Origin of the sequence: Mycobacterium sp. (assembly GCF_052143115.1) — a bacterium.
Lineage (GTDB): Bacteria > Actinomycetota > Actinomycetes > Mycobacteriales > Mycobacteriaceae > Mycobacterium.
In genome coordinates this window covers 22,569-42,843 of the sequence record NZ_JBKQTQ010000246.1, presented here as the reverse complement: position 1 = coordinate 42,843, position 20,275 = coordinate 22,569, and the positions used below count along the sequence as shown (strand labels likewise).

Genomic DNA, 20,275 nt, shown 5'->3' with positions numbered 1-20,275 from the left:
TTTGTCTGCATGCTTTAGAGTCTTGGCTGTGCGATAACCCTCACGTTCGGAGGAACACCATGAGCGCAAAGCCGATCACTTTGGTCACCACCGCGACCGGGAAAACGGGCCGCGAGACCGTACTGTCACTGCTTTCGCGCGGCCTACCGGTCCGTGCGATGGTTCACCGTGCCGACACGCGCGCTGAAGCGTTACGCAGCCGCGGGGCCGAGATCGTTGTCGGAAACCTCGCCGACGTCGATGACATCCGCAAAGCGCTGCACGGCGTGCAGCGCGCCTACTGGGCTGCCCCGACGGCACCGAGCGCGCTGGAGGCGGCCGCCATCTTCGCCGCTGTGGCCGAAGAAGAGAAGCTCGAGGTGGTGGTCGCCATGAGCCAGTGGCTGGCCGACCCGGGCCATCATTCGGCGCAAACCCGCGCTGCTTGGCTCACTGATCGGGTCTTCGAATGGATGCCGACCGTCGGCTCGATCACCGTCAATCCGGGGTTCTTCGCCGAAAACTACATGTACACGCTGGACGCTGTTGCCCAATTCGGTTTTCTCACCCTGCCTTTCGGTGAAGGGCGCAACGCCCCGCCATCTAATGAGGACATCGCGGCAGTGGCGGCTGCGCTGCTCATCGACCCCGGCCCGCACTTGGGACAGAGCTACCGTCCGACTGGCCCGGCCCTACTCAGCACGGGTGAGTTCGCCGAGATTCTGGGCCGGATACTGGGCCGCACGGTCCGCTACCGCGATATTCCCTTTGCCCTGATGGCCAAGTCCGCTAAGTCAATCGGCTTCAGCGATTACGCTCTTACCCAGCTCGCGTGGTATGTCGACGAGCTCAAGCGCGGCACCTTTGCGATAGGCGCTCCCACCGACGCCGTCCAGCGGCTCACCGGCCGTCCCCCTGAGGACATGGCCACGATCGCCCGTCGATACCTCAATGCGCTCCCCGGCACCAAACGCAGTCCGTCCGGCATGGCCCGCGCAATGCGGGTGCTGGCGAAATCTTCGATCACTCCGGCACCGAGCCGCGCACGCTATCTCCGCACCTTCCAGGACGGCGCGTCCATCGGCCGGCTGGCTGTCGACTCTGATCGCTGGCGGTTGAGCCACGACCCCGACCAGACCCAAAACCCACCGCGAAGCGTTGTGACGCCGGAGATGGCGCAATGACGGAGAACACCACCGCCCAGTACGCCGTTGGCGGCGTACGCGAGCGCATCGACACCGCGTTGCGCCAGGCAGGAAAGAATTTCGACGCGCTAACACCCGCCGACTTCACCACGTTCGAGGACTTTCACTCGCTCGGCCGGGTAGGAACCACGAGCCTGCTGGCGGCTGCCAGGGCTGCGAGCACTGATCACGTCCTGGACGCTGGGAGCGGCATTGGAGGCACCGCACGTCTGCTCGCAGCCGAATACGGCTGCGAGGTGACCGCGATCGACCTCACTGCCGAATACTGTGACACTGCAAGGTGGTTGAACGGCCTAGTGGACCTCGACGACCGCATCAAGGTAATCGAGGGAGACGTCACCGACCTGCCGCTGCCAGACGCCGCCTTCGACCTCGTCGTCAGTCAACACGTTCAGATGAACATCGCCGACAAGCCGCGGCTGTACAGCGAGGCTCGCCGCGTCCTTCGGCCTGGCGGGCGACTTGCACTCTGGGATGCCGCCGCCGGACCCCGGCAACCCCTTCGCTTTCCGGTCCCATGGGCCAACGTCCCCGAACGCAGCCACCTCATCACTCCCGACGAGCTCGCCACAACGCTGCAGGACGCCGGCTTCGCACTCGAGGTATGGAACGATTTGACCGAGTTCTCTGTCGAGGCCATGACCCCATTGTTCGATGCGCCCGGCGATCCCCGCGGACTCCAACTGCTTGTCCCCGACATACAAACCAAAGTCAGAAGCCTGCTGAGCAACGCACGCGAAAACCGGCTGGTGCTCATACAGGCCGTTGCCCGGGCCGTCTAGCAGGCCCGCTATGCGCTGAGCGCCAGCCCGGGATCACCTGATAGCTGGAATACCGCGCGCATCTCGTCGACGTCGGTGTGGGCGCCGTCGAATCTGCATCGCCGCATCGCAGACTTGCGCTCAGCCGCGGTGGCACCCATACGCGCAGTGATGAGATCGGCAGCGGTTGCGGTCAAAGTGACCGCCGGCGCTTCCGTAAAGGCAGCCAGGTTAGGTCCTGCAACCGCGAATTCGAAACGGCGGCGGTCGATTTCGACACGGTAGGACGCGGCTAGGTCGCCGCTCTCGGCCGGGTCGAAGCCCAACAGGATTCCGGCGAGGAACCCATTCAACGCCGTTATCGCGCTATCGGCCGGCTCCAGCAAGTCGAGTCCGAAGGTGGCGATTGCCTTGATCACTGGGAGCACCTTGCGCCACCCGGTATCGCTGAGTGTGTAAACGGTACGGGCGACCGGCGGCGGCAGTTCAGTGCGGTCGATCAAGTCCGCGTCTTCAAGTTCACGTAGCCGATCGGCCAGCAGGTTCGTGGCGATCCCCGGAAGTTCTGCGCGTAAATCACCGTAACGGCGCGGCCCGCCGACCAATTCGCGCAGGATCAGCAAGGTCCACCGCTCGCCGAGAACATCGAGACCCCGCGCGATCGGGCAGTTCTGGTTGTAGCTTCTCGCCGGCATGTCAGAAGCTTATCGATCTATAACGTCTTTTTCAACATTATACTTGAGTTACTTGTCTAATTGGTTTAATATCACGTCTATGGATAGTTCTCGCCGCCCGCTCCTCCCTTCGGCATCTTCGGGCCACCCCACTGCTGCGCTTGCCGTCATCTGCTTGAGCGTCTTCGTGATCAGCGTGGACGCAACCATCGTCAACGTCGCCTTGCCCACCTTGTCACGCGAGCTCAACGCCAACACAGCGCAACTGCAGTGGATCGTCGACGCGTACACCCTCGTCATGTCCGGTCTGCTGCTGTCGGCCGGTAGTCTCAGCGACCGGTACGGCAGAAGCGGCTGGCTCAGAGCCGGATTGATCGCCTTCGCAGTGACATCGGCTGTTGCAGCACAGGTGCATTCAGCAGGCGCTCTGATCGGAGCGCGTGCCGCGATGGGCGTCGGCGCCGCAGTGATCTTCCCGACGACGTTGGGATTGATCACCAACATCTTCACCGAGCCGGTTCGTCGGGCCAAAGCGATCGGCCTCTGGGCGGCCATGGTGGGGGTCGGTGTGGCCGCCGGCCCGATAACGGGCGGCTGGCTGCTTGCGCACTTCTCTTGGGGCTCAATCTTCTTGGTCAACGTACCGATCGCCGCGCTGGCGATGGTCGGCGGAATTCTGTTTGTTCCCACCTCCCGCGATCCGGCCGCCCCACCGGTGGACATCCCCGGGCTGGTGTTGTCCGCGATCGGGATAACAGCCCTGATTTACACAGTTATTGGAGCTCCCACCTGGGGATGGGCCAGCACGCGTGCAGCGGTGGGTTTCGGCACAGCGATCCTAATACTCATCGGGTTCGCGCTCTGGGAGCGACGCAGCCCACAGCCGATGCTCGACGTGTCGGTGTTCTCCAATCGCCGGTTCTCTGGCGGCAGCCTGGCCGTGACCGCGGGTTTCCTGACGCTCTTCGGCTTCATCTTCGTCATTACCCAGTACTTCCAATTCATCAAGGCCTACAGCGCTTTCGAGGCGGGCGTGCGACTATTGCCGGTGGCAGTCTCGATCGCGCTCGCCAGTGCGATCGGACCGCAGGTGGTGCAGAAGATCGGGACGACAGCGGTCGTGAGCACCGGTTTGGGGGTGTTTGCAGCGGGGCTGGCCTGGGCGTCTTCCATCGACGCAGGCACGCCGTACACCGTAATCGCGACGCAGATGGTGATGCTCGGAAGCGGACTTGGGCTTACGACGGCGCCGGCCACCGAGGCGATCATGGGATCGCTGCGCCCCGACAAGGCCGGTGTCGGCTCCGCTGTCAACGACACCACCCGTGAGCTGGGCGGCACCCTTGGCGTGGCAATCGTCGGCAGCGTCTTCGCGTCGGTCTACTCGGGCGGCATTGCTTCCGCTTCGGCGCTCACAGCACTACCGGCCGGGCTCCGCTCGGCAATCGAGGGCTCAATGGCTGCGGCGTACAAGGTCATCGGACAACTCCCGCCGCCCGCCGACCGGGTTGCTAGTGTGCGTGCGGCGATCGACCATGCGTTTCTCGACGGCCTGCGGGTCGGGTCGCTCGTCTGCGCCGGCATCGCAATGGGGGCGGCCATCGTTGTCGCCGTGCTATTGCCCGCGCGAGAGCGGCCAAGCAAGCCCACCAGTGCGCCCGAGCCGGAGCCAGTCGACGTGTGAACCAACGCAAAGCAGCATATTTCGATACGTCACGGAGTGAAATAACATGTCAGACAACAACAACAAGTCCGGTTCGATGACCGCACTACGCGTCGCGCTGGTGGTTATCGGTCTGACTTTCATATTCGGGATCTACCCCCAGACGGTGCTGTGGCCGTCTGGCTGGAGTTGGGGGCATGGATCGTCGCACTACCTGATGATGATCATCGGCATCTACGCCACCCTCGGCGTGTTCCTGCTTATCGCGGCGCTTAATCCCCTCGCGCACCGCAGCCTGATCTGGTTCACCGTGGTATCAAGCGTCGTGCACGCCGCGATCATGGCAGTCCAGGCGGTCACCGACCCGGCCGAGCATGGCCACCTAAAGGGCGACGTACCCGCGCTGCTGCTCGTCGCGATTGTGCTTACGGTTCTGATGCCGCGCGCCGCAAAACCGTTAGCTCCTGAGCGCACGTAGCTGATAGAGGCCGCGGGTCGTGGCAACGGTCTGACCATCGGCGTCGGTCACCACCGCCTCCAGGGTGAAATCCGCCTTACCCCGTTCAGCGGCTTCGGCTTCCACACGCGCGATCGTCTCGTCATCGAGGCTGGCCTCCGCACGCACGTCGGATTTAGCCATCGCGACGAATTGGATGTCGAGGTTCTTGACCAACGGAAAGTACTTGGCGGTGTCGAACGTGATCAGCGGAATGATCCCGCCGAGGATTTCGGCCACGGTGAACAGCACGCCGGCATAGATGACGCCGAAATGGTTCCCGTTGCCTTCGGCCGCGACGGTCGTGGCGGCAAAACCGGGTCGGGCCTCGACGACCTTTAGGCCCATCTTGTGTGCAATCGGAATCGTCGATTCTATGGCGCCGTTCATCGCGTCCACGAGCTGGTTGGCGTCGGCAGTCATGACCGCCGATCTTAACGCCGATGGACCACGATCTTCCCGCCGTCCTTCGGGGTAAAGGCAACGCCCCGGGAATGCCACTTCTCCCCTGGAGCAGTCGTGGTCTCGATGGTGAAGTGGCGCAACACCGTTCGTAGCACCACATCCATCTCCATGTTCGCGAATACGGCACCGACGCAGCGCCGCGAGCCGCCGCCGAACGGGATCCAGGCGAAGCTGGGCGGCTTGGAGCCGACGAAGCGCTGCGGATCGAAGCGGTCCGGGTCGGGGAATGCATCGGGGTTGGCATGCATCCGCGAGATGCTCACCAGGATTGACGACCCGCGCGGAACGGCCCACTCGCCGATTTGATAGACGGGCGCATAGACATGACGACCGGCGAAGTCGATAACCGTTCTGCTGCGCTGCACCTCGAGGATCGTCGCCTGCCGCAGTTCGTTGTCTTGCGCGTCGGCCTCGGCAACCAGCGCGGCGAGCACATCGGGGTGGCGACTGATCCGTTCGAACGCCCAGCCGAGGGTGGCAGCGGTGGTTTCATGTCCGGCCGCCAACAGCGTCAGCAGCTCGTCACCAATGTCGCTGCGCGACATGGTCGAACCGTCTTCATAGGTGCTGCGCAACATCAGCGCCAGCATGTCGGTGCGATCCTCGAAATTCGGGTCGGCCCGCTCGTTTTCGATGAGCTTGTCAAGGATGACGTCGAATTGCCGCCGCCACTCCGCCAGCCGGCCCCACGGGGAGTAGCGGCCATAAGTTCGCTTCGGCTTGGGGAATACCGCCAGCCGGGAGCCCAGCGTGACCCAGGGCGGGACGATCCGTCGCAGCTCATCGAGCTCGGCGCCTTCGGCTCCGAAGACCGCACGCAGGATGGCGTTGAGCGTGATGCGCATCGTCGACGGCAGCGTGGCGAACGTCGTGCCCTCGGGCCAAGCGGCGATCTCACGCACCGTCTCTTCTTCGATGATGCTCTCGTAGTTCTTGATGCTCTTGCCGTGGAAGGGCGGAGCCAGCAGGCGGCGCCGTTGGCGGTGCTCTTCGCCGTCCAGTGCGAACACCGACCCCGACCCGAGCAGTCGGCTCAGGTTGGGCTGGATGTTGCCGAGAACCTCCGGGCTGGTGGTGAAAACCTGCTTGGCTAGTTGAGGATTCGCCACCACCGTGATGGGGCCGTAGACCGGGACGTTGAGCATGAAGACGTCGCCGTGTCGGCGGGCCATCAGCCGGACGGCCCACCGTCGCGAGATCGAGAATGCGGCGCCCTGCAACGCCTTCGGAATCCGCGTAGCGGGCGGCAAGTTGATTGCGGCCGGCGCCGGGGCCGCTTGGGTGTCGATGGTGCTCATCCCTGTGCACTCCCAACATCGATATGGTACTGCGCCGTACCACGGCCTATTCGAGGTACGGTACCCTGTGGTACCAAGCGCTGGCAAGAGCTGATTCGGCTTTTATCCGTCAGAAGGAGGCGACGTGGCGACAACCGTCGCTAACGACGCAGCTTCGGTCGAGCCGACCGACGTCGACCCGTTTCGACGCCGCCTGCTCGACGGTCTCGCGGCCTCGATAACCGAGCGCGGATACCGCGCCTCCACCGTCGCCGACATCGTCCGTCACGCCCGCACGTCGAAGCGCACGTTCTACGACCAGTTCGAGAGTAAAGAGCAGTGCTTTCTCGAGCTGTTGCATGTCGATGTCGACAACCTGGCGAAGGAGATTCTCGACGCCGTCGATCCGGACGCGGACTGGCAGGCTCAGATTCGCCAGGCCGTGGAAGCCTACGTCGGCCACATCGAAGCCCGACCGGCTATCACGTTGAGCTGGATCCGCGAAATGCCGTCTCTGGATGCGGCGGCGCGACCGTTCCAGCGTCGCGGCCTGCAACTGTTGACCAGTCTGTTGGTCAACCTCAGCGGCAGCGCGGGGTTTCAACAGGCCGGCCTGCCGCCATTGACGCGACCCTCGGCGGTGATCTTGGTCGGCGGCCTGCGGGAACTGACAGCGCTCGCCGTCGAGGACGGGCACAGCATGCGCGAGATCGTCGAGCCTGCCGTGTATGCCTCCGTTGCACTGCTTGGGTATCGGCGCTAGAACCAGGTCAAATCTTCAGGAAGGCGCGCAGCCGGTCCAGCACCAGATCGGGGCGCTGCTCGACGATCCAGTGCCCGACGCCGTCGACCAGCTCGACCTCGAAATCGCTTATGTGCTCCCTATATCCGCTCAGTAGATCCGGTGTGAGCACCGGATCTTGGGTGCCACTCAGCCATCGGACCGGGACCCCGACTGGAACGTCGGCGAATTCGCCGCGCAGCCAGCGCAGCATCTCCGTGCTCTGAAAGGTGCGATACCACCGCGACCCGGCTACCGCGTGCCCGGGCTGGCGCATGCACTCGACGTACATACGGATGTCTTCCTCGGGCACGTTGAATCCGCCGCCGACCCACGACGCCAGCATCTTGAAGTAGCGGGCCTTGGGATCTGCGATCAGGCGCGGCCCGATCACCGGCAGCAACATCGGGATCTGATACCAGAACCGCCAGATGTTGCGAACCGACGAGAGATCGCGCTGCACGTAGGGCGCCGCGGTATTGAGTCCGAAGAACCCGGTCACCTTCGCCGGATGCCGCAGCATCATGATGAACGCGACCGGCCCACCCCAGTCGTGGGCCACCAGCTTCACCGGCCCGACGTCCAGCCGATCGAGCACGGCCGCCAGGTCGTCGGCCATCTCGTTCTTCAGATAGCGCGAGCGCGGCGCCGAACTCCACCCCGCGCCGCGCAGGTCGGGGCACAGTACCCGGTAGCCGTCGGCGGCCAGCGGGCCGATCAGCTCGTGCCACTCCCACCAGTTTTCCGGAAAGCCGTGCACCAGCATTACCAGCGGCCCGTCGGCGGGTCCGGCGTCGGCGACGTGAATCGTGACGCCACCGCCCACATCGATGAACTTGTGCTCGACGCCATCGAGTGAGGGGAGGGTAACCATGGCGTGACAATTTAGCAACGGACGCGAAACTGGTCGGGGATATACACAAAGAGTGGTCATTCACCGCAAAATCGGAATGGTTGCGGGGGCGTGCGCGATAGTCGGCGCGGCAGCGATCGGCTCGGCAGGAAGCGCGCAGGCCAACCCCTACTCCGAGCAGTTCCAGTCGCCGTCGGGAGATATCTCCTGCAACCTGGTCAACTACCCTCCAACAGACAAACTCGGGTTCGGTAAGAATTTCGTGCAGTGCGATATCGTTAACCAAAGCTGGGTGCCACCGCGGCCGCCCCCGGGGGGCCGGGCCGACGCCACCAGCACCGTCGTTCTCGTGCGGGGCCAGTTGCCGATTGTGGGCTACAGTCCAGGCACCTTGGCGGCCTCCGATCCGGTGAATTACGACCAACCGCTTTCAGCGGGTGCGATCGCCTGCAGGAGCGAGCAGGCCGCCGTGAAATGCACCGACGTCAGCACCGGGCACTTCTTCCGAGTGTCGAAGGAGTCCTACGAGCTGGGGTGATGATCTCCCCAGCTCATAGCCACTCGCTGCATTCAGGCGGCGACCCGCTCATCAGCGCGCTTCGACTCGATGCCGCGATCCTTCGGCGGGAGCGCCAGTTTCACGATCTTGCGCACGACGGTGGCGAACTGTTGCGGCAGCGAGCCCGAGTTGTACGGAATGCCGTAGCGCCGGCAGATCTCCTGCACCTCCGGGGCGATCTCCGCGTAGCGGCGGGCCGGCATGTCCGGGAAGAGGTGGTGTTCGATCTGGTGCGACAAGTTGCCGGACAGCAAGTGGAAGAGCTTGCCGCCAGTCAAGTTCGCCGAACCGAGAATCTGGCGGAAATACCACATCCCACGTGACTCGTCTTGAGTCTCTTCGACGGTGAATTCCTGTGTGCCATCCGGGAAGTGGCCGCAGAAGATAATCATGTACGACCAGACATTGCGGATCAGATTGGCCGACAGGTTGCCGGCGAACGCGAACGGGGCGAACGGGCCGGCCAGCAGCGGGAAGGCGACGTAGTCCTTCAGCATCTGCCTGCGGGTTTTTCGCCAAATACCCTGCAGGACTTCGCGTTTGTCGGCCAACCGGATTTCGCCTGCGCGGATGCGCTCGGTTTCCAGTTCGTGCAGCGCGACCCCATACTGGAAGAGCACCATCAGCAGGAACGCGTAGACCGGGTTGCCAAGGAAGTATGGTTTCCATGGCTGATCCTCACTCATCCGCAGGATGCCGTAGCCGATGTCGCGGTCCATACCCACGATGTTGGTGTAGGTGTGGTGCATGTAGTTGTGCGAGTGCCGCCATTGATCGGCCGGGCACGCGGTGTCCCATTCGAAGTCGCCGCCGCGGATGTTTGGGTCACGCATCCAGTCGTACTGCCCGTGCATGATGTTATGGCCGATCTCCATGTTGTCGAGGATCTTTGCCACTCCGAGCATCGCGGTGCCCGCGAGCCAGGCCGGCGGCAGGATCCCGGCGAACAGCAGGGCGCGGCCACTCACTTCGAGTGCGCGCTGCGTCTTGATGACGCGACGGATGTAGTCGGCGTCGCGCTGGCCGAGATCGGCCATCACGCGTTCCTTGATGGCGTCGAGTTCACGGCCAAACGCATCGGCCTGCTCGGGCGTCAGGGCAATCTTGGGCTGTGACATGAAGTTCTCCAGCTTCTCTAGAGGGCGATGTCGACGTCACCGACGGGAACGGACACACAGATCTGCACGTCCTCGTCGGGTGCGGTCGACATCGCGCCGGTGGTCAGGTTGCGTACGACGCCGCAGGCTTTGCGGCGCGTGCAGGTATGGCAGATGCCCATCCGGCATCCGCTCGCCGGGGTAAGGCCAGCCGATTCGGCTTGCTCCAACAGCGAGCGGCCGTCGTCAGCCACCTCAATGCCGCTGTCCGCGAACGACACTCGCCGGCCCGATGGTTCCGCGGGCAGCTCGAGCGTCGGCGCCACGAAGCTCTCCGAGTACACGTTCTGGCAGTGCTCGCGGACTGCGTCGATCAAAGCCGGCGGCCCGCAAACGAATACGGCATCCGGCGAAGGCATCGCTGCCGCCAGGTGTTCGGGTCCGAATCGGCCTTCGAGATCGCCGTCGGACGAACGAGTGTAGCCGTGCAGCACCCGCACACCTGTCATCGCGGCGAGCTCGTCACGATAGCAGGCCTCGGCGGGGTTGCGCGCGTAATGCACGAACGCGATTTCTCCGGTGTGGCCTTCGTTGACCAGCGTGCGCAGCATCGCCATGACGGGCGTGATGCCACTACCACCGGAGACGAACAGAATCCGGTGGGCTCGTTGCGTCGGCAAGACGAAGTCGCCGCCGACGCCGGCAAGCCCGACTACCATCCCTCGCCGGGCTCGCTCGTACAGAAATGTCGAGACCAGCCCGCCGTCGTGCTGTCCGATCGTCAGCTCGAGATACGAGGTGCCCTCGGCATTGGCCGGTGAGTAGCAGCGGGTGTGCCGCCGACCGTCGATCTCAACAGTCAGGTTGACGTACTGTCCCGCACGCAGTGTGCGACTGGTGTCGGTGAACGCGTCGTTGGGCGCCAGCACCAGGGTGACGCTGCGCGGGGTGGACCGCCGCACATCCACGACCTTCGCGCGGCCCTCGCCACGCGTCCAGGTGGGGGCCAGTACTTCGGTGTACCGGTCGACGCCGTGCGGGCCGGTAAGCAGGCTGACCAGGTCGGAACCCAGTACTCGCTTCTTCAAAGTTTGCGTGAACATATGTATACCGTGCAGGCACATGGTCCTGCTCGTCAAGGATTTCCGCAGGTCTGTGATAGCGTTCACATAGTGAACAGTCGTGCGCCTAGTTCACGCCCGCACCGCTCGGGTCGCGGGCGTACACGCGAAGGACCGTCCCGCGAGGAGCGCAAAGAGGCGACCCGGCGGGCTATCGTCGCCGCGGCGCTCAAACTGCTCGACGACCGCGGTTTCAGCGGCCTGAGCCTGCGCGAGGTGACCCGGGAAGCCGGGATTGTCCCTGGGGCGTTCTACCGTCACTTCGAATCGATGGAGGCCCTTGGGCTGGTCCTGATCGACGAGTCGTTTCGAACCCTGCGCGACATGCTGCGCGGCGCCCGCGCCGGCAAGCTTGACCCGAACCGGGTGATCGAGTCGTCCGTCGAAATCGTTGTGGCAAGCGTCACCGAGCGTCGTGAGCATTGGCGTTTCATCGGGCGCGAACGCTCCAGTGGCGTCACCGTGTTGCGTTATGCCATCCGCACCGAGTTTCGGCTCCTCACCTCGGAGCTGGCCACCGACCTCGCGCGGTTCCCGGGGCTCAACGCCTGGAGCACCGAGGATCTCAACGTGCTGGCGACCCTGTTCGTCAACTCGATGATCGTCATCGCCGAGGCGCTTGAGGACGCCCAATCCGCCGAGGCGCTCGAAGAGATCCGGCGAACCGCGGCCAAACAGCTACGGATGATCGTGATCGGCATCAACGCCTGGCGCAGTAGCCCATAGCCACACGAGTCACGAACTCACGCGCTTAGTCATGACCGTGATCACCGAACACGCGGACCATGCGACGCTGATCAACGTGTTCACCGTGGAACCCGAACGGGCACGACAACTCGCCGACCTTTTGACGGCAGCCACCGAGGACGTGATGCAGCACATCGACGGGTTCATCTCGGCGAACATTCACCTCAGCACCGATGGCACCCGAGTCGTCAACTACGCGCAATGGCGCAGCGCGGAGGCCTTCGAGGCGATGCTGCAGAACAGCACGGCACAGCAACCCATGGCGCTGTGTGCCGAACTGGCAAACGGCTACGAGCCACACCTGTACACGGTTGAGTCAGTGCACACCGCCACGGCCTAGCCGCGGGGAGATGATGGAGCCATGGGCACCAGAATGCGAGATCTGCTCGGCGGCGCGCTGCCGTCGCTGCGCTACGAACCCACCGCCAAGCGCCTTCGGACTTACCTGGACGAAGCGCTCGTTGCCGACACTGTCGACGGGCTGCTGGTCTGGGAGCCGCGGCGGGTGGTCCCGACATATGCGGTGCCGGAGCGGGATGTCTCCGCCCGGCTGGAATCGTTAGGCAGGGTTGACGACCTCGCCGACTTGCCGGTCCTGGTCCCGACCAACCCGTTCAGCGCGCACAGCTGTACCGGAGAGATGTTCGACGTCGTGGTCGACGGGGTCAGGCGCGCGTCGGCGGCCTTCCGGCCGGACGATGCGGACCTGACCGGGTACGTCACGTTCGACTTCAGCGCGTTCGAGTGGCGCGAAGAAGACGAGCCGGTTGCCGCCCACCCGCATGACCCGTTCAAACGAATCGATATCCTCGCCAGCACGCGGGACGTCCGGGTCGAGTGGAAAGGCCGGCTGCTGGCCGAGTCAGCACAGCCGCTGCTGTTGTTCGAGACATTGCTGCCGGTCCGCTTCTACCTCCCGCCTGCCGATGTCGTGGTGGATCTCGAACCGACCGACACCGTCAGCTACTGCGCGTACAAGGGGCGGGCGTCGTACTTCTCGGTGCCCGACGGGCCCGCAGATGTGGCGTGGACCTATCACCAGCCGCTCCGTGAAGCCGAACCGGTCACCGAGCACGTCGCGTTTTTCGACGAGCGGGTGGACGTCATCGTCGACGGCCGGCGCCGCGAACGCCCGGTCACGCCGTGGTCGGGCTAACGGCATTGGCTACCTCGCGTCGCAAAGACGGCAAGCTGGCCGACATCACCGGCCCCGGCATCACCGACCGCTGGGGTGTGACATGCACTGACTTGGGTGCGTCGATAACCGCGCCCAACGGGACGCTGGTATCGGTGTTCGGAGATACCTTCTCGGGCAACAGTGTTGGCCAGGGCGACTGGCGCTCACCGGTGATCCTCATCGGCACCGGCGACGCCCATCGTCCGATCACCTATCAGCGCGCCGGGGGTGCCGATCCCGAGTACGCACACCAGCTGTGGCGCTACACCCATCGCACCGTCCCGTCCGGCAGGCCGCGCCGCGGCATCAGCACGGTGATTCCGTCCGACCTACTGCGGGTGGGCGACACGCTCTACCTGCACGCGATCGTGAACCGGGGTTTCGGCAACGTGGTGTGGACCGAGATCTGGAGCTCGGACGACAGCGGTATCTCGTGGCGGCACCTGGGTGATGACGCGAAGTTCCCGGCCGCACTGCACAACGGTCGCGCGCAGTGCTGGTCGTGGGATTACGACCCGGTCGACGGCTGGATCTACATAATTTCCACCAGCTTTCAGCGCGACAAGGGGATCATCCTGCGGCGGGTCCGTCCGGAGAACATCGGCGATCTCAGCCATTACTCCGGGTGGGGACGAGCCGCCGGCCGGTGGTCGTGGGGGAAGGAGCCGACCCCGCTGACGCCCGACGGCGAAAACTGGGGCGAGCTGTCGCTGCGGCGGTTGGCAAAAGGCAAGTGGGTCCTGGGCGGATTCCTGTCCTCGAAATACGCACTGGGCTACCGGGTCATCGAATCCCCCACCGCTGTGCACGATGCGGCGTTGCAGATGCCCGTCGTCGGGTGTGCATGGGACGCCGAAGATCATGCCAAAAACCGGGTCGCGCAACTCTACGGCGGATACGTCCTGCCGGGTTCGAAGCTCGACGTCGCCGGCGGCGTCGGCCTGGTGGTGTCACAGTGGAACACCGCACACGGATGGCCTTATCGGGCAATGCAATTCCGGGCTACGCTGCACGACACCGCTGAGTCCGTGCTGTGAGCGTCACTCCTCGATCACGTCGAGCAGCGCCTCACCATCCTCGGGAGCTCCGTCGATCTGCCCGCGATGTGCGCGGTGCGGCAGATGCTCATCGGGGCCCGCATCGTGCAGCACATCGGGTTCCTCTTGAGCTACCGCGGCGGCCGCCACATCGGCCACAGCGTCGGACCGCCATCGGGCAATACGATTTCGCCGGTCACTTCAAAGCCGAAGCGCTGGTAGTAAGGCACGTTCTCGGGCTTGCTCGACTCCAAGTAGGCAGGCGCGTGCTCGGCGTCGACGCGGTCGAGCCTCGAACGCATCAGCACCTGCCCGAAGCCTTTACCACGCACAGCGGTGTCACTTCCGATGACGGCCAGATACCAGTGCGGCTCCTCCGGGTGTTGCTGCTTCATTCGCTCGAGCAGTTCGTTGAGTTTGCGGCCGAGTGTCATCCGCAATCCGAAACCGCGGATGAACGACGGCATCATCATCAGTTGTTCTCGCAGCGAGTGCTTCCACCGTCCCGGCGGATCCCACAGCGCTGCCGCGCCGATAGCCGATCCGTCGCTGGCCACTGCCACACCGCCACCGGCGAGGTGATGATGCCGGGTCACCGTCCCGAAAAATTGCCGCAGGTGCGCCGCCCGTGTTCTGTCGTCGGGCATGATCCACATCGAAACCGGGTCGTCATAGAACGCGCGGCCGAGGACGTGCGATAGCTCGCTGATGTCGGCCCTTTTTGCGGGAAGTGCGTTGATCGTCATTAGTAGCCAGATTAGTCATCCCCGTTTCGACACCGGGTGTTGGCGGTAGCGTCTGAGTGAGATCGATGCCAGGGAGATGCCAACCGTGTGGGACTTCGAAACAGAGCCCGAATACCAGGAAAAGCTGGACTGGGTCGAAGAGTTCATGGTCAACGAGCTCGAGCCGCTCGACCTGGTCGCACTCGATCCCTACGACAAGAAGAACGCAGAGACGATCGCGATCCTGCGACCCCTGCAGCAGCAGGTCAGGGAACAGGGACTCTGGGCTGCACATCTGAGACCTGAACTCGGCGGCCAAGGTTACGGCCAGGTCAAGCTGGCGCTGCTCAACGAAATACTCGGCCGGTCCCGCTGGGCCCCGTCGGTGTTCGGCTGCCAAGCACCCGACTCGGGCAACGCCGAGATCCTCGCCATGTTCGGCACCGCGGAGCAGAAAGCCCGCTACCTGCAGCCGCTGCTCGACGGTGAAATCACCTCCTGCTATTCCATGACCGAGCCGCAAGGCGGTTCGGACCCGGGTCTGTTCGTCACCCGTGCCGAGCGCGACAACGACACATGGGTCATCAACGGCGAGAAATGGTTTTCCACCAACGCCAGACACGCGACCTTTTTCATCGTCATGGCAGTCACCAACCCCGACGCGCGTACCCGGGACAAGATGTCGCTGTTCATCGTCCCCGCCGACACACCGGGCATCGAGATCATTCGCAACGTAGGGGTCGGCACCGATTCACACGCCACCCATGGTTACGTCCGCTATGCCGACGTCCGGGTGCCGGCCGACCACATCCTCGGCGGCGAAGGGCAGGCATTCGCGATCGCGCAGACGCGGCTGGGCGGCGGCCGCATTCATCACGCCATGCGCACCATCGCCTTGGCCCGACGGGCCTTCGACATGATGTGTGAGCGGGCGGTGTCACGCCAAACCCGAAGCGGTCCGCTGTCGAACTTCCAGATGACCCAGGAAAAGATCGCCGACAGCTGGATTCAAATCGAGCAGTTCCGATTGCTGGTGCTCCGTACCGCCTGGCTGATCGACAAGCATCACGACTACCAGAAGGTGCGCCGCGACATCGCGGCGGTCAAGGTGGCGATGCCGCAGGTGCTGCACGACGTCGTGCAGCGTGCCATGCACCTGCACGGGGCGCTCGGGGTCTCCAACGAGATGCCGTTCATCAAGATGATGATCGCCGCCGAGTCGCTGGGGATCGCGGACGGGGCCACCGAGCTGCACAAGATGACTGTCGCCCGCCGTACCCTGCGCGAATACCAGCCCGTGTCAACGGCTTTCCCGTCTCAGCATCTGCCAACTCGGCGGGCAGCGGCCCAGGAAAGATTTGCCGAACGCCTCGAGCACGCGGTTGCCGAATTCTAGCTAACGGCGGTGACGCGGTCGATGTGGGCCAGAAAGTGGGTCAGCACGGCATCGGGTGCTTCGAGTTGCGGCCAATGCCCGATGTCGTCGGCGAGCATCACCACGTCGGGGCGGGGTATCACCTCGGCGTAGCGGCGGGCCATGTGCGCACCGGAGTTCGGGTCGACCGGGCCGTCGATCAGCCGCATCGGAACCTTGGTCTGCCGCATGGCCCGCACCCAACGATTTCGATGCGTGTAGCGGTTGCCGATGAAGCGACCGACCTTGTGCAGCACCCGGCGGCCGTCGTTGTAATCGAGGATCTGGTTGAACACGTCCATCATGTGCCGTGTCGGTTTGGTGTTCGGGCCGAACATCTCGCGCAGCGTCGGCTCGAGCAGCCGACGGGACAACGGGCTGTTCTGCACGGGACTCAAGATGTCGCCCAACGGAGTTGCCGACATCAGCTTCTGCGCCGCCCGCGGCGTGTAGGTCTCGACGAACATGCCGCCGTTGAGCCAGGTGATTGAGTCGATGCTCAACGCACCATAGGCGGGCTGACCAAACTCGTGACGGGCCAACAGTTCCTGGCCCACGGAGTCGCCGATGTCGTGGGCCAGGATGTGCGCGTTGTCGATGCCCAGGTGGGCCAGCAGCGCCTCGTGCATGTCGGCGTGGTCGTGCACCGAGTATTCGTACGCGACGGGCTTCGCGGAGAAGCCCATGCCCATCATGTCCGGCGCGATGACGGTGAACCGCTGCGTCAGTGTTGGCCAGATCGGCGCCCAGTCGAAGGAGTTGAACGGGTAACCGTGGATCAGCAGCAGCGGAGGTCCACTGCCTTCCATCCGGTAGAAGATGTCGAAGCCGAGGTAGTCGAAGTGCTTTCCGGCGGCCAGCCAGGATGCCAGTTCAGCGTCCACGGCCTGAGCCTACGAGATGAAGCGGACGATGCTTTCTGCCACGCACGCCGGCTTGGCCGACCCTTCAATCTCCACCGTGGTCGACACCGTCGCCTGCACCGCACCGTTGCCCAGGTCATCGACACCGACCAAGGAGCTCTGCGCGCGAACCTTTGACCCGACCGGCACCGGTGCGGGGAAGCGGACCTTGTTCAGGCCGTAGTTGACGGCCAGCTTGATGCCATTGACCGTGTACATCTCGTGCTGGAGCCGAGGCAGCAGAGCCAGCGTCATGAAGCCATGGGCGATGGTCTTGCCGAACGGACCTTTCGCCGCCCGTTCCGGATCCACGTGAATCCATTGGTGATCACCGGTCGCATCAGCGAAGAGGTTGACGTCTTCCTGGGTGATGGTCACCCAGTCGCTCTGTCCGATGGCCTGCCCCTGGGCGGCGGCGAGGTCGGCAACTGACTCGAAGGTGCGCATAGTGTTCTCCTCTGCTTAAGTGGAGACGATAGTGCCGGTGTCGCGGCGGCCCCGCCGCGGGTACCGGTGAATGCTCGTGGGGCGAAGCGAACTGCACGTGATTGCCGGCGGCCCTCATGGCTGCAACCTCAGCCATGCCGACGAATTCAACGAGGCACTCCTCCGCTTTCTCGCCCAGTAAACGGAGCTAGCGGCCATGTCTGTTGCAGGATGACCAGATGAGGCTGCTGCTACTCGCGGACACCCATGTCCCGCGGCGCGCCCGCGATCTACCCGCACAGGTGTGGGAAGAAGTGGCACAGGCCGATGTCGTCTTCCATGCCGGTGACTGGGTGACACCCGAATTGCTGGACAACGTGACGGCGAAATCCGCGCGGCTGGTGGCGTGCTGGGGAAACAACGACGGACCAGTACTGCGATCGCGGCTGCCGGAGCGCGCGGACGTGCTGCTGGAAGGGCTGCACTTCACGGTGGTGCACGAAACGGGTGGCGCGGCCGGCCGCGAGGCACGGATGTCGCGGCGCTACCCCGACAGCGATGTGTTGGTCTTCGGTCACAGTCATATCCCGTGGGACACCACGACAAGTACCGGGCTGCGGCTGCTCAATCCCGGGTCGCCGACGGATCGCCGCCGCCAACCAGTCGGCACGTACATGACCGCGAGCGTGGACGGCGGTCAGCTGACCCACGTCGTCCTGCACCGCCTCGACCGCTAGCCCACATGTATATGCACAACCACCCCACAGCTCGCCCACATATTTAGCTCCTAAACAGAGGTATTGTTGGGTAGGTGCAGGTAAGCACCGATTTAGCCGCCGAAGTTTTCCGGGTAGTCGGGAGATTTCGCCGCCAACTTCGAAGGTCCGTCGGCCGAGGTCTCGATTCCGCGCGACTCACTGAGTCGCAGTCGGAGCTGCTCTGGTTGGTGGGCCGCCGGCCGGGGATATCGGTCACCGCCGCCGCTGCCGAACTCGGATTGGTGGCCAACACCGCCTCGACGCTGGTCTCCAAGCTGGTATCCGGCGGCTTCCTCACCCGCAGCGTCGGTGCCACCGACCGCCGTGTCGGCGAACTGACACTCGCCGAGCCCACCCAGCAGATCGTCGACGCATCCAGGGCCGCGCGCCGAGCGCTGCTGTCCGATGTACTAGCCGAACTAGACGACGACCAAATCGAATCTCTGGCAAAGGGATTGGAGGTTCTCGACACGATGACACGACTACTCCAGGAGCGCCGATCATGAGCGAATTGCTACCCCCGGCCATCGACTGCCAGCACCTGACCTATCGCTACGGCAAGTTCACCGCCGTCGATGACGTGACGCTGCAGGTGCGGCCCGGTGAGACCATGGGCCTGCTCGGGCCCAACGGGGCCGGTAAAACCACCTTGGTGCGCATGCTCACCACGCTGACGCCGGTCCAGCACGGTCAGCTGCGCATCTTCGGGTTGGACTCACGTCACCAGACAGCCGACATCCGAAGCAATATCGGCTATGTGCCACAACAGCTTTCAATCGAGCCCGCACTGACGGGCAAACAGAACGTGGAGTGGTTCGCGCGACTATATGGCGTGCCCAGCGCCCAGCGCGCCGAACGCGTCGAGCAGGCGCTGGCCGCGATGGAGCTACTCGACGTGGCCAACCGGATGGCGGGGACCTACTCCGGCGGCATGGTGCGCCGGCTCGAGGTGGCGCAAGCGCTTGTCAACCGCCCATCGCTGCTGGTTCTCGACGAGCCCACCGTCGGGCTGGATCCCATTGCCCGAGACAGCGTCTGGAGGCAGGTGCAGAGCATGCAATCCCAGTTCGGTATGACCGTTCTCCTGACTACCCACTACATGGAAGAGGCCGACGCGCTCTGCGATCGGGTGGCGTTGATGCATCGCGGTGAGTTGCGGGCCGTCGGAACGCCCACGAAGTTGAAATCGACGGTGTCGCCTGGGGCGACGCTCGAGGACGTGTTCCGGCACTACGCGGCATCCGATCTGTCGCAGCAGACAGAAGCTTCTGGGTCTCTCCGTGAAATCCGTTCCAGCAGAAAGGTCGCCCGTCGTGCCGGTTGACCAACACCCTATCGAGGTAACTCTGGTCCGCGCCCCCCGTGGCTGGCAACGCTGCGTCGCAACGGTGGGTCGCGTCGGGGCGTCCGCGATCGTCGAACTGCAGAAGCTGCAACACGACCGCACGGAGCTGGTCACCAGGATGGTGCAGCCGGCGCTGTGGCTGTTGATCTTCGGTACCACGTTCAGCCGTTTGCACGTGATCAACACCGGATCGGTGTCGTATCTGGCCTTCCTGTCGCCGGGCATCATCGCGCAGTCGGCGCTGTTCATCTCGATCTTCTACGGCATACAGATCATCTGGGACCGCGACGCGGGCATCCTGGCCAAACTCATAGTGACGCCTGCGCCGGCATCTGCGCTGATCACGGGTAAATCCTTTGCGGCGGGCGTGCGATCGGTGGCGCAGGTCGTCGGCGTATTGGCGCTCGCCTATCTGATGGGCGTTGGGCTGACCATCAATCCGCTGCGGATCCTGGGGGCGATGGGCATCGTCATGCTGGGTGCGGCCTTCTTCGCGTGCCTGTCGATGACCTTGGCCGGGCTGGTCCGCAGTCGCGATCGGCTGATGGGCATCGGTCAAGCCATCACGATGCCGTTGTTCTTCGCGTCCAACGCGCTATACCCCGTCGATGTGATGCCTGCATGGCTGCATGTGCTGAGCAAGGTCAACCCGCTCAGTTACGAAGTCGACGCGTTACGGGCGATGCTGATCGGCACTGCGTTCCACCCCGCGGACATCGCGGTGTTAGTGGTTGCCGCGATGCTCGGAATCGTCACTGCGTCAACCCTATTGCGACGCCTGGTTACCTAGCCCAGGAATCGTCCACCCGGTAA

Annotated in this window: 25 protein-coding genes; 15 read left to right on the top strand and 10 right to left on the bottom strand. The window is 64.1% G+C overall.

Translation table 11 applies throughout. The annotated features are described in order from the left end of the window. Nucleotides 1-59 precede the first annotated feature (59 nt). On the top strand, nucleotides 60-1,163 hold the full coding sequence (locus ACLQI9_RS24190; protein ID WP_442382952.1) for an NmrA family NAD(P)-binding protein: 1,104 nt from the start codon (nucleotides 60-62) through the stop codon (nucleotides 1,161-1,163). Beyond that, nucleotides 1,160-1,966 carry a methyltransferase domain-containing protein gene (locus ACLQI9_RS24185; protein WP_442382950.1) on the top strand — a complete coding sequence of 269 codons (807 nt, stop codon included), beginning with the start codon at nucleotides 1,160-1,162 and terminating at the stop codon, nucleotides 1,964-1,966. Before ACLQI9_RS24190 ends, ACLQI9_RS24185 begins: the two co-directional genes overlap by 4 nt. Before the next feature lie 8 nt (nucleotides 1,967-1,974). Here the strand turns inward: ACLQI9_RS24185 and ACLQI9_RS24180 are convergent, their stop codons facing one another. Continuing rightward, complete coding sequence (locus ACLQI9_RS24180) at nucleotides 1,975-2,640, bottom strand: winged helix-turn-helix transcriptional regulator (RefSeq protein WP_442382948.1); 666 nt, start codon at nucleotides 2,638-2,640, stop codon at nucleotides 1,975-1,977. A gap of 79 nt (nucleotides 2,641-2,719) precedes the next feature. On the opposite strand from ACLQI9_RS24180, the gene ACLQI9_RS24175 reads away from it, so the two are divergent. Both ACLQI9_RS24175 and ACLQI9_RS24170 read left to right on the top strand, forming a co-directional pair. Next, nucleotides 2,720-4,303 carry a DHA2 family efflux MFS transporter permease subunit gene (locus tag ACLQI9_RS24175; protein WP_442382946.1) on the top strand — a complete coding sequence of 528 codons (1,584 nt, stop codon included), beginning with the start codon at nucleotides 2,720-2,722 and terminating at the stop codon, nucleotides 4,301-4,303. Between the two features lie 46 nt (nucleotides 4,304-4,349). Further along, on the top strand, nucleotides 4,350-4,760 hold the full coding sequence (locus ACLQI9_RS24170; RefSeq protein ID WP_442382944.1) for a DUF6632 domain-containing protein: 411 nt from the start codon (nucleotides 4,350-4,352) through the stop codon (nucleotides 4,758-4,760). Here ACLQI9_RS24170 and ACLQI9_RS24165 read toward each other — a convergent pair. Beyond that, complete coding sequence (locus tag ACLQI9_RS24165) at nucleotides 4,740-5,201, bottom strand: PaaI family thioesterase (protein ID WP_442382942.1); 462 nt, start codon at nucleotides 5,199-5,201, stop codon at nucleotides 4,740-4,742. The genes ACLQI9_RS24170 and ACLQI9_RS24165 overlap by 21 nt on opposite strands. 11 nt (nucleotides 5,202-5,212) lie before the next feature. Next, a complete protein-coding gene (locus ACLQI9_RS24160; protein ID WP_442382940.1) occupies nucleotides 5,213-6,541 on the bottom strand; it encodes a cytochrome P450 in 1,329 nt (442 codons plus the stop codon). 124 nt (nucleotides 6,542-6,665) lie between these two features. Here ACLQI9_RS24160 and ACLQI9_RS24155 point away from each other — a divergent pair, with 124 nt between their 5' ends. After that, a complete protein-coding gene (locus ACLQI9_RS24155) occupies nucleotides 6,666-7,283 on the top strand; it encodes a TetR/AcrR family transcriptional regulator (protein WP_442382938.1) in 618 nt (205 codons plus the stop codon). A gap of 7 nt (nucleotides 7,284-7,290) precedes the next feature. On the opposite strand, the gene ACLQI9_RS24150 is transcribed toward ACLQI9_RS24155, so the two are convergent. Continuing rightward, nucleotides 7,291-8,175, bottom strand: coding sequence for an alpha/beta fold hydrolase (locus ACLQI9_RS24150; RefSeq protein WP_442382936.1), 885 nt, complete (start codon nucleotides 8,173-8,175; stop codon nucleotides 7,291-7,293). A gap of 52 nt (nucleotides 8,176-8,227) precedes the next feature. On the opposite strand from ACLQI9_RS24150, the gene ACLQI9_RS24145 reads away from it, so the two are divergent. Beyond that, the gene (locus ACLQI9_RS24145; RefSeq protein ID WP_442382934.1) at nucleotides 8,228-8,692 is read left to right on the top strand and encodes a hypothetical protein; all 465 of its coding nucleotides are present in this window, start codon (nucleotides 8,228-8,230) and stop codon (nucleotides 8,690-8,692) included. A gap of 32 nt (nucleotides 8,693-8,724) precedes the next feature. Here the strand turns inward: ACLQI9_RS24145 and ACLQI9_RS24140 are convergent, their stop codons facing one another. Both ACLQI9_RS24140 and ACLQI9_RS24135 read right to left on the bottom strand, forming a co-directional pair. Further along, complete coding sequence (locus tag ACLQI9_RS24140; protein ID WP_442382932.1) at nucleotides 8,725-9,831, bottom strand: fatty acid desaturase family protein; 1,107 nt, start codon at nucleotides 9,829-9,831, stop codon at nucleotides 8,725-8,727. A 17-nt stretch (nucleotides 9,832-9,848) separates the two neighbouring features. Beyond that, nucleotides 9,849-10,913 (bottom strand): ferredoxin reductase, encoded by a 1,065-nt coding sequence (locus ACLQI9_RS24135; protein WP_442382930.1) that lies wholly within the window; start codon nucleotides 10,911-10,913, stop codon nucleotides 9,849-9,851. Between the two features lie 69 nt (nucleotides 10,914-10,982). Between ACLQI9_RS24135 and ACLQI9_RS24130 the strand changes: the two genes are divergently transcribed. From ACLQI9_RS24130 to ACLQI9_RS24115, 4 genes are read left to right on the top strand one after another with little or no spacing between them, the layout of a single operon-like run. Next, the gene (locus ACLQI9_RS24130) at nucleotides 10,983-11,657 is read left to right on the top strand and encodes a TetR family transcriptional regulator (RefSeq protein WP_442382928.1); all 675 of its coding nucleotides are present in this window, start codon (nucleotides 10,983-10,985) and stop codon (nucleotides 11,655-11,657) included. A gap of 31 nt (nucleotides 11,658-11,688) precedes the next feature. After that, on the top strand, nucleotides 11,689-12,018 hold the full coding sequence (locus ACLQI9_RS24125; protein ID WP_442382926.1) for an antibiotic biosynthesis monooxygenase family protein: 330 nt from the start codon (nucleotides 11,689-11,691) through the stop codon (nucleotides 12,016-12,018). A 21-nt stretch (nucleotides 12,019-12,039) separates the two neighbouring features. Beyond that, on the top strand, nucleotides 12,040-12,834 hold the full coding sequence (locus ACLQI9_RS24120) for a DUF427 domain-containing protein (RefSeq protein ID WP_442382924.1): 795 nt from the start codon (nucleotides 12,040-12,042) through the stop codon (nucleotides 12,832-12,834). A gap of 5 nt (nucleotides 12,835-12,839) precedes the next feature. Continuing rightward, nucleotides 12,840-13,892, top strand: a complete 1,053-nt coding sequence (locus tag ACLQI9_RS24115; protein WP_442382922.1) for a DUF4185 domain-containing protein — start codon at nucleotides 12,840-12,842, stop codon at nucleotides 13,890-13,892. A gap of 3 nt (nucleotides 13,893-13,895) precedes the next feature. On the opposite strand, the gene ACLQI9_RS24110 is transcribed toward ACLQI9_RS24115, so the two are convergent. Beyond that, complete coding sequence (locus tag ACLQI9_RS24110) at nucleotides 13,896-14,051, bottom strand: hypothetical protein (protein WP_442392309.1); 156 nt, start codon at nucleotides 14,049-14,051, stop codon at nucleotides 13,896-13,898. After that, nucleotides 14,024-14,638 carry a GNAT family N-acetyltransferase gene (locus tag ACLQI9_RS24105; protein WP_442382920.1) on the bottom strand — a complete coding sequence of 205 codons (615 nt, stop codon included), beginning with the start codon at nucleotides 14,636-14,638 and terminating at the stop codon, nucleotides 14,024-14,026. The genes ACLQI9_RS24110 and ACLQI9_RS24105 overlap by 28 nt, the downstream gene beginning before the upstream one ends. Nucleotides 14,639-14,714: 76 nt before the next feature. Here ACLQI9_RS24105 and ACLQI9_RS24100 point away from each other — a divergent pair, with 76 nt between their 5' ends. Next, a complete protein-coding gene (locus ACLQI9_RS24100; protein ID WP_442382918.1) occupies nucleotides 14,715-16,013 on the top strand; it encodes an acyl-CoA dehydrogenase family protein in 1,299 nt (432 codons plus the stop codon). Here ACLQI9_RS24100 and ACLQI9_RS24095 read toward each other — a convergent pair. Together ACLQI9_RS24095 and ACLQI9_RS24090 are read right to left on the bottom strand one after the other, a co-directional pair. Next, nucleotides 16,010-16,915, bottom strand: a complete 906-nt coding sequence (locus tag ACLQI9_RS24095) for an alpha/beta fold hydrolase (RefSeq protein WP_442382916.1) — start codon at nucleotides 16,913-16,915, stop codon at nucleotides 16,010-16,012. The two genes, ACLQI9_RS24100 and ACLQI9_RS24095, sit on opposite strands and share 4 nt — an antisense overlap. A gap of 9 nt (nucleotides 16,916-16,924) precedes the next feature. Then, nucleotides 16,925-17,380, bottom strand: coding sequence for a MaoC family dehydratase (locus tag ACLQI9_RS24090; RefSeq protein ID WP_442382914.1), 456 nt, complete (start codon nucleotides 17,378-17,380; stop codon nucleotides 16,925-16,927). Nucleotides 17,381-17,598: 218 nt separating this feature from the next. Between ACLQI9_RS24090 and ACLQI9_RS24085 the strand changes: the two genes are divergently transcribed. The 4 genes from ACLQI9_RS24085 to ACLQI9_RS24070 all read left to right on the top strand — a co-directional run bounded on the left by ACLQI9_RS24085 (nucleotide 17,599) and on the right by ACLQI9_RS24070 (nucleotide 20,252). Continuing rightward, nucleotides 17,599-18,096: a metallophosphoesterase family protein gene (locus ACLQI9_RS24085; RefSeq protein ID WP_442382912.1), complete on the top strand. Its 498-nt coding sequence runs from the start codon at nucleotides 17,599-17,601 to the stop codon at nucleotides 18,094-18,096. A 74-nt stretch (nucleotides 18,097-18,170) separates the two neighbouring features. Then, nucleotides 18,171-18,623 (top strand): MarR family winged helix-turn-helix transcriptional regulator, encoded by a 453-nt coding sequence (locus tag ACLQI9_RS24080; RefSeq protein ID WP_442392308.1) that lies wholly within the window; start codon nucleotides 18,171-18,173, stop codon nucleotides 18,621-18,623. After that, entirely contained in the window at nucleotides 18,620-19,441 is an 822-nt protein-coding gene (locus ACLQI9_RS24075) for an ATP-binding cassette domain-containing protein (protein ID WP_442392307.1), read from the top strand. The genes ACLQI9_RS24080 and ACLQI9_RS24075 overlap by 4 nt, the downstream gene beginning before the upstream one ends. A gap of 10 nt (nucleotides 19,442-19,451) precedes the next feature. Continuing rightward, nucleotides 19,452-20,252, top strand: coding sequence for an ABC transporter permease (locus tag ACLQI9_RS24070; RefSeq protein ID WP_442382756.1), 801 nt, complete (start codon nucleotides 19,452-19,454; stop codon nucleotides 20,250-20,252). Nucleotides 20,253-20,275: the final 23 nt, after the last annotated feature.

Excerpts from the sequence above, each read along its gene's own strand:
- ACLQI9_RS24075 (WP_442392307.1), top strand. The coding sequence starts at position 18,620 with ATGAGCGAATTGCTACCCCCGGCCATCGACTGCCAGCACCTGACCTAT.
- ACLQI9_RS24085 (WP_442382912.1), top strand. The coding sequence starts at position 17,599 with ATGAGGCTGCTGCTACTCGCGGACACCCATGTCCCGCGGCGCGCCCGC.
- ACLQI9_RS24160 (WP_442382940.1), bottom strand. The coding sequence starts at position 6,541 with ATGAGCACCATCGACACCCAAGCGGCCCCGGCGCCGGCCGCAATCAAC.
- ACLQI9_RS24100 (WP_442382918.1), top strand. The coding sequence starts at position 14,715 with ATGCCAACCGTGTGGGACTTCGAAACAGAGCCCGAATACCAGGAAAAG.
- ACLQI9_RS24120 (WP_442382924.1), top strand. The coding sequence starts at position 12,040 with ATGGGCACCAGAATGCGAGATCTGCTCGGCGGCGCGCTGCCGTCGCTG.
- ACLQI9_RS24170 (WP_442382944.1), top strand. The coding sequence starts at position 4,350 with ATGTCAGACAACAACAACAAGTCCGGTTCGATGACCGCACTACGCGTC.
- ACLQI9_RS24105 (WP_442382920.1), bottom strand. The coding sequence starts at position 14,638 with ATGACGATCAACGCACTTCCCGCAAAAAGGGCCGACATCAGCGAGCTA.
- ACLQI9_RS24175 (WP_442382946.1), top strand. The coding sequence starts at position 2,720 with ATGGATAGTTCTCGCCGCCCGCTCCTCCCTTCGGCATCTTCGGGCCAC.
- ACLQI9_RS24185 (WP_442382950.1), top strand. The coding sequence starts at position 1,160 with ATGACGGAGAACACCACCGCCCAGTACGCCGTTGGCGGCGTACGCGAG.
- ACLQI9_RS24190 (WP_442382952.1), top strand. The coding sequence starts at position 60 with ATGAGCGCAAAGCCGATCACTTTGGTCACCACCGCGACCGGGAAAACG.
- ACLQI9_RS24125 (WP_442382926.1), top strand. The coding sequence starts at position 11,689 with ATGACCGTGATCACCGAACACGCGGACCATGCGACGCTGATCAACGTG.
- ACLQI9_RS24135 (WP_442382930.1), bottom strand. The coding sequence starts at position 10,913 with ATGTTCACGCAAACTTTGAAGAAGCGAGTACTGGGTTCCGACCTGGTC.
- ACLQI9_RS24165 (WP_442382942.1), bottom strand. The coding sequence starts at position 5,201 with ATGACTGCCGACGCCAACCAGCTCGTGGACGCGATGAACGGCGCCATA.
- ACLQI9_RS24180 (WP_442382948.1), bottom strand. The coding sequence starts at position 2,640 with ATGCCGGCGAGAAGCTACAACCAGAACTGCCCGATCGCGCGGGGTCTC.
- ACLQI9_RS24140 (WP_442382932.1), bottom strand. The coding sequence starts at position 9,831 with ATGTCACAGCCCAAGATTGCCCTGACGCCCGAGCAGGCCGATGCGTTT.
- ACLQI9_RS24150 (WP_442382936.1), bottom strand. The coding sequence starts at position 8,175 with ATGGTTACCCTCCCCTCACTCGATGGCGTCGAGCACAAGTTCATCGAT.
- ACLQI9_RS24090 (WP_442382914.1), bottom strand. The coding sequence starts at position 17,380 with ATGCGCACCTTCGAGTCAGTTGCCGACCTCGCCGCCGCCCAGGGGCAG.